At 70.0% G+C, this 13,697-nt stretch carries 12 protein-coding genes and 1 tRNA gene; 3 read left to right on the top strand and 10 right to left on the bottom strand.

Features of this window, described 5'->3' with window-relative positions:
• The 3 genes from ABFS34_13400 to ABFS34_13390 form a co-directional block, all read right to left on the bottom strand.
• Positions 1–74: transfer RNA gene (locus ABFS34_13400), tRNA-Pro, on the bottom strand.
• 402 nt (positions 75–476) lie between these two features.
• Positions 477–1,421, bottom strand: coding sequence for an amidohydrolase family protein (locus ABFS34_13395; GenBank protein ID MEN8376436.1), 945 nt, complete (start codon positions 1,419–1,421; stop codon positions 477–479).
• A 108-nt stretch (positions 1,422–1,529) separates the two neighbouring features.
• Entirely contained in the window at positions 1,530–3,053 is a 1,524-nt protein-coding gene (locus ABFS34_13390) for a gamma-glutamyltransferase (GenBank protein MEN8376435.1), read from the bottom strand.
• A 168-nt stretch (positions 3,054–3,221) separates the two neighbouring features.
• Between ABFS34_13390 and ABFS34_13385 the strand changes: the two genes are divergently transcribed.
• The 3 genes from ABFS34_13385 (at position 3,222) to ABFS34_13375 (ending at position 8,364) form a co-directional block, all read left to right on the top strand.
• Positions 3,222–6,080 carry a TonB-dependent receptor gene (locus ABFS34_13385; GenBank protein ID MEN8376434.1) on the top strand — a complete coding sequence of 953 codons (2,859 nt, stop codon included), beginning with the start codon at positions 3,222–3,224 and terminating at the stop codon, positions 6,078–6,080.
• Between the two features lie 158 nt (positions 6,081–6,238).
• Positions 6,239–7,276: a hypothetical protein gene (locus ABFS34_13380; protein MEN8376433.1), complete on the top strand. Its 1,038-nt coding sequence runs from the start codon at positions 6,239–6,241 to the stop codon at positions 7,274–7,276.
• Positions 7,273–8,364 (top strand): hypothetical protein, encoded by a 1,092-nt coding sequence (locus ABFS34_13375; protein MEN8376432.1) that lies wholly within the window; start codon positions 7,273–7,275, stop codon positions 8,362–8,364. Before ABFS34_13380 ends, ABFS34_13375 begins: the two co-directional genes overlap by 4 nt.
• A gap of 15 nt (positions 8,365–8,379) precedes the next feature.
• Here ABFS34_13375 and ABFS34_13370 read toward each other — a convergent pair whose 3' ends face one another.
• The 7 genes from ABFS34_13370 to ABFS34_13340 form a co-directional block, all read right to left on the bottom strand.
• Positions 8,380–8,994, bottom strand: coding sequence for a non-canonical purine NTP pyrophosphatase (locus ABFS34_13370; GenBank protein ID MEN8376431.1), 615 nt, complete (start codon positions 8,992–8,994; stop codon positions 8,380–8,382).
• A 16-nt stretch (positions 8,995–9,010) separates the two neighbouring features.
• Positions 9,011–9,733 (bottom strand): ribonuclease PH, encoded by a 723-nt coding sequence (gene rph, locus ABFS34_13365; protein ID MEN8376430.1) that lies wholly within the window; start codon positions 9,731–9,733, stop codon positions 9,011–9,013.
• Complete coding sequence (rfaE2, locus tag ABFS34_13360) at positions 9,730–10,242, bottom strand: D-glycero-beta-D-manno-heptose 1-phosphate adenylyltransferase (protein ID MEN8376429.1); 513 nt, start codon at positions 10,240–10,242, stop codon at positions 9,730–9,732. The genes rph and rfaE2 overlap by 4 nt, the downstream gene beginning before the upstream one ends.
• Positions 10,227–11,228: a hydroxymethylbilane synthase gene (gene hemC / locus ABFS34_13355; GenBank protein MEN8376428.1), complete on the bottom strand. Its 1,002-nt coding sequence runs from the start codon at positions 11,226–11,228 to the stop codon at positions 10,227–10,229. The genes rfaE2 and hemC overlap by 16 nt, the downstream gene beginning before the upstream one ends.
• Positions 11,222–11,758: an LPS assembly lipoprotein LptE gene (gene lptE, locus ABFS34_13350; GenBank protein ID MEN8376427.1), complete on the bottom strand. Its 537-nt coding sequence runs from the start codon at positions 11,756–11,758 to the stop codon at positions 11,222–11,224. Before lptE ends, hemC begins: the two co-directional genes overlap by 7 nt.
• Positions 11,733–12,095 (bottom strand): hypothetical protein, encoded by a 363-nt coding sequence (locus ABFS34_13345; protein MEN8376426.1) that lies wholly within the window; start codon positions 12,093–12,095, stop codon positions 11,733–11,735. Before ABFS34_13345 ends, lptE begins: the two co-directional genes overlap by 26 nt.
• A 359-nt stretch (positions 12,096–12,454) precedes the next feature.
• The coding region (locus ABFS34_13340) for a hypothetical protein (protein MEN8376425.1) at positions 12,455–13,697 on the bottom strand (1,243 nt) is incomplete at its 5' end.

Below are 13,697 nucleotides of genomic sequence, written 5' to 3'. Positions count from 1 at the left end.
TCGGGGCGGCCGGATTCGAACCGGCGACCCCCTGCTCCCAAAGCAGGTGCGCTACCGGACTGCGCCACGCCCCGTGTAAGGCTTTACGCCGTTTTTGGCGTCTTGCGATTCGGCGTTGCCTCCTCACAACGCCAAAGATGACACGCTTGGCTGGCCCCTCCCTGCTCCGCCGCCACCAAGTCTAAGGCCCCGCACGCGGGGACAGAAGGGACACAGCGAACCCGTCCGCATTGAGATGACCACCTGGGCCCCTCCACCCACGTCAAACACGAGGATGGCGGTGCCGAACAGGTTCGCTCTCAGGCGTAGGTCGTAGATGGAGAATGTCAAGGTGACCCCTCAGCGCCGCCCGCTAGGCACTCACGCCCGCCAGGACGATCGGAGCGACGGCGCCGACCAGCCACTAAACAAGCCCACGTCGAGCCCAGTTTCGGCGCCTGGGCTGTCAACCGGACGCCGCGGTGACCCAGGCGTGTCTATTTGCAGACATCCTCGTCGAGCCGGAGGAATCGAGCAGCGTTGTTGCAGAGGATATCCTTCTTCTGCTGCTCGTTCAGGAAATCGGCTTCGATGATGGCGTCAATGCCTTCGCTTAGACGACCGTCCGAGCCAAAGAGAATTCGATCGCCGAAACCCGCCTGGACGAGGCGCCTCAGGAAGGAGTGGTACTCGGCCCGGGGGAACAACTCTGTGTATTGGAGGAGCCCCACCTCCGCGTAAACCTGGGGATGCTGGTGGAGCATGAACACCATCTCGTCGGCCAGCGGCCAGCCCGCGTGCATGACGGCGACCCGTAGGCCGGGGTGCCGCAACAAGGCCTCTTCCAGAAGCAGAGGGTTCCCTGCGGTGGCACGGTAATCTGGAACGGCGAGATCCCCTATTCCGCCACCGTAGTTGGTCCCGGGGACGCCCGGTCCCATGTGGATGAACACGGGGAGGTCGTACTCCTCCGCAAGGGCGAGGTACGGCTCGAGTGCGGGATCCGACGGCGTCAGACCGAGGAACTGCGTCGCGATCTCCCCTAGCGCTTTCACGCGACCCGACTCGATATCGCCCCGCAGACGATCGAGGTCCGGCCAGTCTTCCCCGTTCTCGAAGCAGGGGCGGCCCCACATGACCGCCAAGCCATTGACGCATGGGAAGAGAAGGCTGGGGAGTACGCCGATCCGCCTCTCGACTTCCGGTGTCCAAGCAAACAGCACGTCGGGAACGCCGTTCAGGACGGCGAACCGGACGTTCAGGCTATCCATCGAGTCCAGCCGGGACTGAAGGCTCGCCGCGAACTCCTCGACCGGCCCCGAACTCATCGGGGCGTGCAAATGCACGTCGATAACGGGCGGCCGCGCACCGGCGGACTGAGCGGACGTGGAGAAGGGGACAGACGAGATCAGAGCAGCAATCGCCCACGTGCGAGTGGTCATGACTTCTCTCTTGAGACGGCCACGCTCACCTCCTCTTCGCGTCCGAAACCCGGATTCCACGACGTCTGGCAGCAGGCAGTGCAAGCCTAACGGCCGGTTGGAGCCCGATCAATCGCCTTCCAGCCCGCTAATCGCCACGGCGCCTGCGCGCCGGGGATCCGCGGCAGCCCGTAGACCCTCAGAGGGAGACCACGAGGCGACGCCGACTCCGCCGAAGTACATGGAGAGGTCGTCGAAGCTCCGCCACGGCATACCCACTTCCAGGCGCGGGATTCCAGGCTCCGACACGACCCCCGGCCCTTCGTCGGTCGCCTCGATGTGGAGGCGCGGGTGGTCGACGGCCTCTTGCAGGGTCATCCCCGCAGAGGCGTGGTTGGTGAGCACCTGCAGCATCGCCGTCGGGATGCGGTCGCCGCCCGGCGTGCCGATGGCGATGACCTCACCGTCCTCGTCCCATGCCACGCTGGGCGCCATGTTCGACACCAGGCGGGAGCCCACCGGCCAGGCGTGGAGCCCACGTCGATTGAGCTCGATCTCCCCCAGGCAGTTGTTCAGCCACAGGCCCGTCCCCGGAGTCATGACCCCGGAACCGTAACCCGCCGACAGGGTGATCGAGCACGCCAGCCCGCTGGCGTCGACCGCGGAAGTGTGGATGGTGGACGGCGAGCAGAACGCCAGGCGCAGCTCTTCGATGGCGGCCTCCACGTCTGCGCGCGTGTCCACGCGTTCTCGCCTGAAGCCCAGGACGCGGGTCTGGACGTCGACCAGGTGGGCGACATCCCGTTCGGTCCACGGGTCGGAAGGCCGCCCGTCCATCGACCCCAACATGGCGCAGAGCACGACCCCTCCGATGGCCGGGGGCGGATTCGTAGCTACGCGCCAGGAGCCGATCCGGCCGACCAGGGGCTGCCGAATGATGGGCCGATACTCGGCCAGGTCCTCCAGCGTGATCAGGCCCCCGTTTTGGCCCATGTCCGCCGCGATCACGTGACCTATGTCGCCTGTGTAGAACTCCTCGACGCCGTTGCGGGCGATCAGCTCCAGGCTTCCCGCGAGGTGGTCGACCCGGATCCGGTCTCCCTGGTCCTTGAGCCGGCCATCCGAATCGTGCAGCGCTGCATGGCTATCCGGATGCCAGCCGAACACGTCGACGCCGGCGTACTCCAGGTAGTGGCGTGCGGCCGGGGACAGCGGGAACCCTTCCGTGGCGATGTCGATGGCCGGCTCCAGGACCTCGCTCCACGGCACCCGCCCGAAGCGCTCGGACGCGGCGGCCAGCGCCGCGGGGCCTCCGGGCGTGCCCACGGAGCCGTGGCCGACGTGCATCGTTACTCCGCCGCCGTACCCGATGAAGACCTTCGTCGTCCCTTCCCCCAACCGCTCGGGGGGGAGGCCGCGCCCCGGCATGGCTATGTAGCCATCGATGATGACGGGGACCCCATCGGGTTGCCAGACCGTGACGAATCCGCCGGCGCCGGGCCCACAGATGCCCGGCTCGGCGATGGCTCCCACCCACGCGGCCGCGATGGCGGCGTCGACGGCGTTTCCGCCGACGCTCGCGATTCTTGCTCCCGCGTCCGACGCGAGGTTGGTGCTCGAGGCGATGGCCACCCCGATCGAGGACCTGGACATCTGCAGAGATTAGACCGGAGACCGAGCGGAGTCCATCCCTCGGTGCACCGCAGCGCCCGACGGCCACGTCACAGTCCCGCCGCGCCGGGCGTTTTCCTCTTGCAGCGCCATCCCGCCCGCCCGGATACCGGCACCGACCGGCGCGCCCACACCACCAGGACCGCGCGTATGCACGGATCCCCCAGGGTCCTCAAAGCGGCGGTGCTCGCCGCGTCGCTGGCTGTTCTCCTCGTGACGCACGCCAAGCCCGCGGCCGCGCAGATGTCCGGCCGCGTCTTCGGCATGGTGGTATCCGAGGACGGATCGCCGATCCCCGGCGCGCTCGTCGCGATCGCGGGCCTACCTTTGCGTGGCGTCACCGCCCAGAACGGCCGATTCGTGCTCGTGGGGGTACCGGTCGGCCCGCGCGACGTGCGGATATCTCTGCTCGGCCACCGTTCCGTCACGCTGTCAGAGGTGCGCATTTCCGCGGGTCGGGGCGCGGATCTCGGGCGCGTCGTGCTCATCCCGGCGCCCGTCCAGGTGGAAGGCATCACCGTCGAGGCGGACGCCGTCCCGCTGATCGAGCCCGAGCGCTCCGTCTCGCACGAGGTTGTCATCGGCAGGGATCTGCGCGAGCTGCCCATCGACGCCATCGAGGAAGCGATCGAGCTCGCGGCGGGCGTCACCGACGGACACTTCCGCGGCGGACGCATCGGACAGGAGTCCTACGTCATCGACGGGGTCGAGCTGAAGAACCAACTCGAAGCGTCGAGTCGCGGGCTCGGGCTCGAGTTTTCGCCTACGTCCCTGCAAGAGGTCGATGTCGTCACGGGCGGCTTCGGGGCAGAGTACGGGTCCGCCCTGTCCGGCGTCGTGCGCTACGCCACCAGGCGCGGCAATCCCGACCGCTGGGAAGGACGCGTTTCGGCGCTCAGCGATCACTGGGCGCCGTCGTCGCTTCTTACCGGCTTCACGGGGGTGTCTGCCTCGGCTGGCGGACCCGTTTCCGAAGCTGGAACCTCGCTCTTCGTCGACCTGCTGCTGCAAGGCGAGCTGGACGCCGGGCCTCGCAGCCGGGGGTTGACCTGCCTGTCGCCGAGTGAGGCCGAACCCTCCGTTGCCACCGCCTTGCGGCAGGTGCGCGACGACCCGGAACTGGCGGCTTTCTCCTGCCCGTTCGAATCGGACCGGCTGCCCTTTCAGACCGGCGACAAGCTGATCGCTTTCGTGCGAGTCGATCAGCCGATCGGCTCCACGACCAACCTCTCGGTCTCGCTCCTGCGCAACCGACGCCAGCGCCTCCTCTATACGCCCGAGTTCAAGTACAACGATCGGTTCCAGTTGGGCCAACGCGTGCGCGGGACCATGGGGCTCGCGAGCCTGACCTGGGCCCGGTCCTACGCCTCGTGGGCGGCCAACGCGACCGCCCGCGGGTACGGCGTTCGCATCGACCGCGGCCTTGGCGCCGTGGATCTGGGCGCGCTGGAAGATGGAGCGGAGGTCGGCGGGTTCAGGCCGACCGGGTTCGACTTCATCGGCGAGGACTTCGTCCGCTCGCCGATCGACGACCAGCTAGCCGACGGCGGAGGCGTACCGGGGTACGTCGCGCCGGGAGGGGCAACGGGCTCCCCGTTCGGCCCCGCCGCCGAGGGCCTGTTCTTCACCACGGGAACACCCGAGTTGGCCAACTGGACGCGGTCGGACATGGGCGGCGTGGACGTCACGGGCGAGATCGTCGCCGCGCAGGGCAGCTCGCTGCGCGCGGGAGTCAGCGCGAAGCTGTTTCGGGTCGAGCTCTACGAGCGCACTCGAGCCCACCTGGCAGGGTCGTCCCCGACCTTCGCGCGCTTCTTCCCCCGCATTCTGACAGGCTTCGTCGAGGGCAGGCTCGAATCCGAGGATGGCATCACGGTGCACATGGGAGGGCGCGTCGAGGCGTTCCGGCCCGGACTCACCTTCCTTTCGGATCGCGCCGATCCCGGAGCGCCGGTGCTGGAGACGAACTGGCAGCGGAGCTTCAGTCCGCGCATCGCGTTGGCGGGTCCGATTCCCGGGACCGATCGTCGAACCGCCTTCCGGTTGTCCTACGGGATCGTCACCCAACCTCCGGATTTCCGCTTCTTTTTCGACACGGCGCTCGGCGACTCGTTGCGCACCGACATTCGCGTGCAGGGCAATCCCGAGCTGACTTTCGAGCGCGGAACCGCATACGAGTTCGGCTTGGACCACCTCTTCGGGGAGTCGTTTGCCATCGCCCTCACGGGCTTTCGCAAGGAGCTTGGAAATCTCGCCACCGGTGACCTGCGTTTCGGAGGAGAGGGCCCGCGGCGCTTCACCACCGGGGACTTCGGCACGGTGAACGGGGTGGAAGTCGGCGTGCGTGCGCGCTGGGACAGCGGCCGACTGAGCGCCGGATACGCTCTCCAGAAAGCCGAGGGCGTATCCACCGGCGTGCTGGGCGGAGACGAGATCGACGCCGATGCCGGGCGCGTGGAGACGCCGCTCGCGTTCGACCGGCGCCACGCGCTGGACGTGGCGGCATACCTGGGCCGTGCCAACGGCGAGCGCGCCCGACCCTGGGGGGGAGCGATCTTCCTGCAGGCCCGCAGCGGCACGCCGATCCAGTTCGCGGAGCAGGACACCGCGCGTGCAGACGGCGCGTTCCTTCCCTGGAGCGCCGATCTGCGCGCCCGAGCCTCGTGGACCCTGGCCGAAGCCGCACTCTGCGCCGGCTGCGCATGGCGCGTATTCGCCGAGGGCCGGAATCTGCTCGCGCGTGACGACGTGCTCGCCGTGCGGCGCTCCACGGGTACGATATCGCCATCGACGGCCGAGGTGTTCGGCCCGCTCGGCGAGACCCTCGCCGATCCCATCCCGAGAGAATCGCCCCGCTATAGCGACCTCGGCGACCTGAACGCTGACGGTATCATCGACTCGGGCGAGTACGCGCGCGTTCGTCTCGCCGCGTCCCTGGACCGCTTCGATCCGAGCCTGTTCTTCGGGGAGCCGCTGCAGGTCCGGCTCGGCCTCGAGGTGACCTTCTGATGCTTCCGTACCGGCCCGGTCGAGGAGCCCATCGGGGGCGTCGGCTCTGCGCCGTGGCAGCCGTGCTCGGGGCGGCGGGAGGATCTGCCGCCTGCCGGGAGGCACCGGCGCCGTTCGACGCCAGGGACAGAGGTCCCGAAGCCTCGGGCACGGCCCGCTTGACGTTTTCGCCCGGGGACGAGCACGCGCCGACGTGGACCCCGGACGGCGCCCGCATCGTCTACACGTCCCCCGGCTTCGACCTCCTGCCCAGAACCGACGGCGTCCTGCTGTCGATCCCGGCCGGAGGGGGCGTGGCCGAACCGCTGCTCCCGGAGATCCAGATCGGTACCGTCAACCCGGGGGTGCTGGTGGCGCCGGCGCTGGACGGCGCCGGTGGGCGCGTGGCCTTTCTCCAGATCCAACGCGTGCTGGCCGGGACGGCGTGCGTACCGCCTCCCGAGCCGGTCGAGTGCGACGGGGCCTTCACGGAGTTCGCGCCGATGCTGCTGCAGGCGCGTTTGCGGGTCCGCGATCTGGGGAGTGCCGCCCCGCCGGAAAGCGAGCCGGCGGTGGAACTGAGGCCAGAGGGCTTCAGGGTAGACCTGACCCGCGGCCCCGCGGGCGTGGGCGTGAGAGAGTTTCGGGATCTTCCGTTCCAGCGCGTGCTGCGCGCGGATGGCGTCTACGCGCTTGGGCCGTCCTGGGGTCCCGGCGGCGCGCTGGTGTTCAGCGACGGCCGGGCGCTTTACACGTGGACTCCCGGCGGAGGCGATCCAGTGGCCCTGCCGGGCGGCGAGGACGGAATCTCGCCTGCGTGGAGTCCGAACGGGGAGTGGATCGCGTTCACCCGCGCTCCCCTCGGCGACTCGACGCTGGTCACCTGCACCCAGTCCGGGGCCTTCGGCGTGTTCTGCGTCATGGAGCAGACGCTCTACGAGCCGGTCGAGCCGTCGGTAGCCTTGGCTCGCGCCGACGGCTCGGAATTCCGCGAGCTCGTGCTCGGTCGGGAGCCGGCGTGGTCGCCGGACGGTGAACGCGTGTTCTACGTGACCTCGGGCGGCATCCGATCCGTGGCCGTGGATGGGACCGGGGACGCCCCCGTGCCGGAGACGTCCGGCGGTCGGGAGCCGGCGGTATCGCCCGACGGCGCCCTGCTCGCGTTCACCCGTCCATCCGGGGGTGGCTTCGACCTATGGATCACGCCGGTCCCGTGACGAATCGGCCCGAACGTCTGAGCGTCGGCGCGATCTGTCTGGCCGCGCTCGCCTGCGGTGATCCGGTGCTCGTGCTGGGAGACAATCCGGGCATCATGCGCCGCGTGGCCGGCGTTCCGGAGTCGGCGGGCAGCTCGGTGGGCGCCTCCGCCCTCGATAGCCAACTAGCCGAGCCACGCGGCCTCGCCGTGGACGGGAACGATGTCGTGTACGTGGCATCCACGGCGTCGCGCATGGTGCAGCGCTTCGCCGTCGGCGGCGCTCTCGAGGTTGTCGCCCGCACCTCGAGTTGCGCCAACGACGTGTGCGTGGCGCGCCCGGTCGCGGTGCTGCCGGATGGTCTCGGCGGGCTCTACGTCGCCGACATCGGGGCGCACGCGGTGTTTCTGCTCGATCTGTCCAGCGGGACTCTCACGCTCATAGCGGGGACGGGCGTGCAGGGCACGGCGGCGGACGGCTCGGTGGCGGCCGCGTCTCCGCTGTCCGTGCCGAGCGGGTTGGCGCTCGACGCGAGCGGGCGACCGTACTTCGCGGAGGCCGGCTCGGGGCGGGTTCGGCGAGTGGAGTCGGACGGCACGCTGGTGACGGTCGCCGGCTCGGGCCGGAGGGGCTCCGAGGGAGACGGCGGGCCCGCGACCGAAGCGAGCCTGGGGGCGCCCGCCGGCCTGGCCCTCGACGGCGACGTGCTCTACGTGGCCGACCGCGCGGAGCACCGGATCCGAGCCGTCGACCTCGCAACGGGAACCATCCGGACGATCGCCGGCAACGGCACCCCCGGGTTCTCCGGCGACGGTGGGCCAGCCATCGCGGCCTCGCTCGACTCGCCCAGCGGCATCGCCGTGGCCGACGCCGGGAGCACCCTGTTCATCGCGGACTCCGATAACAACCGGGTACGCAGGGTGTCTGTCTCCGGCGGCGGAATCGACACTTTCGCTGGTACCGGGTCTGCGGAGTTTACCGCTGAGTTGGAAGCCGCCGGCGTCACGCCGGTCGCAGCGCCGGCCGCGGTCGCCACGGATACCCGCGGCGGGCTCTTCATCGCGGCCAGCGGTCACCACATCGTTTGGCGAACGACCATCGAACGCTAGTGAGGCGCGCGACGGCTAGCCCAGCAGCGCCCGGAATGCTCGCCCCCTGTGGCTGCGGGCGTCCTTCTCGGCGTCGGACAGCTCCGCCATGGTGCGGCCGTCCTCCAGTAGGAAGAGCGGATCAAACCCGAAACCGCCAGCTCCGCTCGGCTCCCATGCGATGGAACCGCGGCAGGTGCCGAGCGAGGCTCGGGTCTCGCCGCCCGGGCCGGCCAGCACCGTGGCGCACACGTAGTAGGCGCCTCGTTCTCCGCCGGGTACATCGCGCAACAGGCGCAGCAGCGTCCGGTTGTTGGCGTCGTCCACCCCGGCGCCCGTTTCGACGCCTTCGTCCAGGGCCAGCCGCTTGGTGCGCACCCCCGGCCGTCCCCCGAGCGCGTCCACCCGCAGCCCCGAATCATCGGCCACGACCCGGCGGCCCGTCCGTTCGACGAAATGCCTCGCCTTGGCGACGGCGTTGCCGATGAAGGTCGGCCGGCCCTCGAGCTCATCCTCCACGGGGTCGGGTGGTATTCCGGCTTCGGCCAGGGACTCGAGCGGGATGCCCGGTAGGATCCGCCGGATCTCGGCGAGCTTGTGCGCGCTGCGCGTCGCCACGAGGAGAGGACCCTCGCCGGCGGGATCGCTCAAGGCCTGAGATGCGCGATCAGGGAGAACCGTCCGAGAGAGCGCGTCTCTGCGCCGCGAGAAGCTCGCGTATCCCGTCCAGGCCGAGATCGAGCATGACGTCCAGCTCCTGCCTCGAAAAGGCCACCTGCTCGCCCGTCCCCTGAACCTCGACGATCCCGCCCGACTCCAGCCCCACGAGGTTCAAGTCGACGTCCGCGGCGGAGTCCTCGACGTACTCCAGGTCCAGGCGTACTTCTCCGTCGACCACGCCCACGCTCACCGCAGCCACCAGCTCGCGCATGGGCGAGCGCGCCGCGAGCCCTTCCGCGACGAGCCACTCGCACGCCCTTGCCAGCGCCACCGCCGCGCCGGTGATGGCTGCGGTGCGAGTGCCGCCATCGGCGCCCAAAACGTCGCAGTCGACGATGATCTGTCGCTCCCCCAGGGCCTCCAGATCCACGGCGGTCCGGAGCGAGCGGCCGATGAGACGTTGGATCTCCTGGGTGCGGCCCCGCGGCACGGCGCGCTCGCGGCTGGTCCTCCGGTGCGTGGAGCGCGGCAGCATCGCGTATTCGGCGGTGACCCAACCGAGCCCCGCGCCTCTGCGCCACCGCGGCACCTCCTCGGACACGCTCGCCGCGCACAGCACCGCGGTGTCTCCGAACCGGATCAGGCAGGAACCCTCCGCGTAGGGCGCGGCGTCGAGCTCCAGGGTCACCTCCCTCAGCGCCTCCGCGCGGCGCCCGCCGGGCCGGCTCACGAGGAGTCCCCGCCGAGCCGCCTGGCCAGACCGGTCGTCGAGTACCCCTCCACCGCGGGATGCACACGCACCACGCCTCCCGCGGCCTCGACCTCGGCTCTGCCCACTATGTCCTCCGGTGCGTAGTCCCCGCCCTTGATCAGCACGTCCGGCAGCAGGCGAGCGATCAACTCGCGCGGCGTATCCTCCTCGAACACGCACACCGCGTCCACGCACTCCAGGCTCGCCAGTACCAGCGCCCGGTCCTCCTGCTGCACGATGGGCCGCTCGGCTCCCTTGAGGCGGCGCACGGACGCGTCCGCGTTGAGCCCTACCACCAGAACGTCCCCCAGCGAGCGCGCGGCGAACAGGTATTCCACGTGCCCGCGATGAAGCAGGTCGAAGCACCCATTGGTAAAGACCACCCGTTCGGCGCGCGGCCTGCCGTAGCGTTCCAGAAGCGCGTCCCTGTCGAGAATCTTTCCGCGCGGGTCGCGCGGCGCGCCGCCGGCGCTCACGCCCTCGTCCATTCGGTCGCCGCGTCCCGGGCCGCGTGCGCGCGCAGGTCTGCCAGTATGGCTCCGCCGCCGTCCCGCAGCAGCCGCTCGGCGAGCTCCTCGCCTAGCGCCTCGGCGTCCCCTGGGAGCCCCTCCCCTTCCCCGCGCACGAGGCGCCGCCCGTCGAGCGACGCGATGAGTCCGTGCAGCGCCAGACGCCCGCTCACCACGGTGGCCAACGCGCCTATCGGTATCTGGCAACCGCCCTCGAGTCGGCGCAGCAGCGAGCGCTCCGCGGCGGTGGCCCGCTCGGTCGGGTCATGGGTGAGCGGCGCGAGCAGGGCGCGGGTGGGCTCATCGCGCTCCCGGCAGGACACCGCGAGCGCACCCTGGCCCACCGCGGGCAGCCACGCGGGGACGTCGAGAAGCTCGTCGATGCGGTCCGCCCGACCGAGCCGTCGCAACCCCGCGGCGGCGAGCACGACCGCATCCACCTCGCCCGACGCGACCTTGGCGAGCCGGGTGTCCACGTTGCCGCGGATGTCGGGGGTGGCCAAATCGGGCCGCGCCGCGAGGAGAAGCGCGCGCCTGCGCAGAGAGCTGGTGGCGACGCGCGCGCCGCTCGGGAGATCCGCCAGGTTGCCAGGCACGCTCGGCGCGGTCACCAGCGCGTCGGAGGGATCTTCCCGCGGCAGTATCGCGCCCAGCGCGAGGCCTTCTTCCAGACGAGTAGGCAGGTCCTTCAGCGAGTGCACCGCGCCGTCCGCACGCCCGTCCAGGACCGCCGTGTCCACCTCCCTGGTGAACAGCCCGCGATCGCCGATCATCGCGAGCGGGAGATCGGTGACCCGGTCCCCGGTCGTCTTCACGACGTGGATCTGCACGATCAGGCCGGCGTGGGAGTTACGCAGCAGTCCCGCGACGTGCTCGGCCTGCCAGAGCGCCAGCGAGCTCCCCCGCGAGGCGAGGCGGAAGGGGCGCTCTGCGCTGGTGAGTGCCGGCTCTTCCCCTCCTACCACTGAGACTGGGCTCCGTCGATGATGCGCTGGACGATGACCTCGATCGCCGCCCTACGGCCGTCCTCCGCGCTCTCGGACTCGCGCTGCCACACGCCCTCGCCCGTCACGCCCCCGTCCTCCCAGAGGATGACGTTGCGAGAGATGTCCACGATCTCGATCTGGACGCCCAGCACGGTGCGGTTTTCGGCCACGTCGACCGTTTGCCCGGCGGCGCTCGGCGAATACGTCTGCGTGCCGTCCTCGTAGCGCTGGATGCGCCCGCGCACGATGGCGTCCGCCTGGTCCTCGGCGGCGATGCGCACGCCGAGCGCCCCCGGCAGCCGGTCGAGCATCTCCTCCCGCAGCTCGCGTGGGAGCTCCACCTGCGAGACGCTTCGGTCCAGATCGAACACCTCGATGTAGAGCGTGCGAACGTTCGGCGGGAAGCCGCCTCCTCCCTGAAAGCCGTAGCACGCGGACACGAGAAAGCCCGCGAGGCAAGCCGTCGCGGCGGCGGCGAGGCGCCTAGAGCGCCGGGTCCCAGGTCTCATCCGGATGTCCCTCCACGTCCTGGATGTCGGTCACGTCGATGCTCAGTTCCACGAACGCCGGCCAGTCCCGGTAGCGCACGCTGGACGGTCGACCGTCGGCGCCGATCGATCGTACCTCCACCGTCATGCGGCCGCCCGCGTCGTCGGTCCACTCGGCCTGCACGACCGACCCGCCCGAGACCTCGTAGACCCAACGTTCCTCTCCGCGTCGGTACACGAGCCGGGTGACGGCGTCCTCCTCCAGGTGCGACTCGGTCAGCGCCGCGTCGAGAGGCCGGCGCAGCACTCCCAGCACGCCCCAGAAGAGCTCGGGCGGCGGGAGTGGCGCGGAGCCCACCCCCGGCGGTAGGAGCAGCTCGTCTCCGACCAGGGCGGCCGCGAGGAAGAACTCGCCGCGCGGACCGAACAGGTCCAGGCGGGCGTGCTCCGGTGTGCCGACCCGGGCCGCGCCCTCCCCCGCGAACCTCGCGTCGGCCTCGCGCAGCGACCACGAGAACGCGGCCGTGTAGGAGCCGGTCAGCGCGGTGCCGTCGAGCGCGGCCTGCTCCAGAGCCGCGTCCGGCGCCGGGGCCTGCGGCTGGCCGGCGCCCGAACACGCGGCGGCCGCCGCCGCGGCAAACAGCCCCCCAAGCAGGCGGGCCCCTCGGCCAGCGCCGACGGGGCCCGCAGCGGGACGAGCGACGGACGGGCGCGCGTCTAGAAGTTGAAGCCGAAGAAGAAGTCCACGAAGGTGTCGTCGAACTCTTCGCCCGCATCGAAACGGACCGGCGGATCGTTGTCGCCGATCCGGAAGCGTCGGCCAACGTCCCAGCGCAGCACCAGCGCGCCTCCCAGTGATGTCCTCAGTCCGAGTCCGTAGCTGCCCCACGTCCCCTCCGGATCAAGACCTTCTACCCAGCTCTGACCGATGTCGGTGAAGAATCCGCCCTGCACCCCCGGCAGCCGTATCGTTCCGAACGGGAAGCCGAGCGCGACGCCGTCGAGGATGGGGAAGCGCCATTCCTGATTCAAGAGCCACACCCGCGACCCGGCCATGGAGAAACGCGGATACCCCCGCATTTGATGGGGGCCTCCGAGGATCGCCCGACCGGGGATCTCCCCGTCGCTGAAGTAGGCGTACCCCCGTAGCGCCCACGCGCTCCGCAGCGACGTGCGCAGGTAGCGGCGGTAATCCAGGATCACCGAATAGTTCTCGCCGACGGCGCTGCGCGTCACCTCGTTCTCCGTGACGTCGCTTATCGTGGTGCACGAGAAGCAGGACGTCAGACCGAATGAAATCGCGTAGCGTTCGCCGTCGATGGGGCCCGTCGGCAGCCACAGCGTGTTGTCTTTGACGTAGGACAGCACGTTGGTCGTGAGGAGGCCCTGACGGGTCAGGTTGCGGATATCCGGTTGCGTGTTCCGCCTGGTCAGTCCCAGGTCGAAGATGTCCGGGCGATCCACGCGCCGGCTCTGCTCGATCCCCACCTGCAACTCCACGCGGGAGAACTTGGAGAACGGGTAGGCGGCGATGAAGAAGCCGCCGTACGCGTCCTCCTCGAACAGGTTCAGGGAGACGTCCTGGAAGAGCCCGCTGAACCGGAAGATACCCCCTCCGAAGTTCAGCCGATGCGCCAGGTTCAGATACAGGAGGCTGCCGCTGAAGCGATCGATGAAATCCCCGAAATCATCGGATTGGACCGCCGACACCCCGCCGAACAGGATGTGGTCGCCCAGCATGTCCGTGAGCAGGAACTGCGCGCCCTGCGCCGCCCCGAGCCCGGGCGCGACGAAACCCGATCCTCCCGCGAAATCCAGCGCGATGGACGACAGCGACCGATACGGCCTCTGCTCCGCTGCTTCAACCGCGGGAGCCTCCAGATCATCCCACGCCCACCCAATGGGCAGCCCGTCCGCTGCGCCGTCCTCCGGCGCCGTTGGCTCCCCCTCGGAGGAACCG

The sequence above is a fragment of the Gemmatimonadota bacterium genome (assembly GCA_039715185.1).
Classification (GTDB): Bacteria; Gemmatimonadota; Gemmatimonadetes; order Longimicrobiales; family RSA9; genus DATHRK01.
Note: the sequence above shows the minus strand (reverse complement) of the source record. Positions and strands in the feature narration are given on the sequence as shown.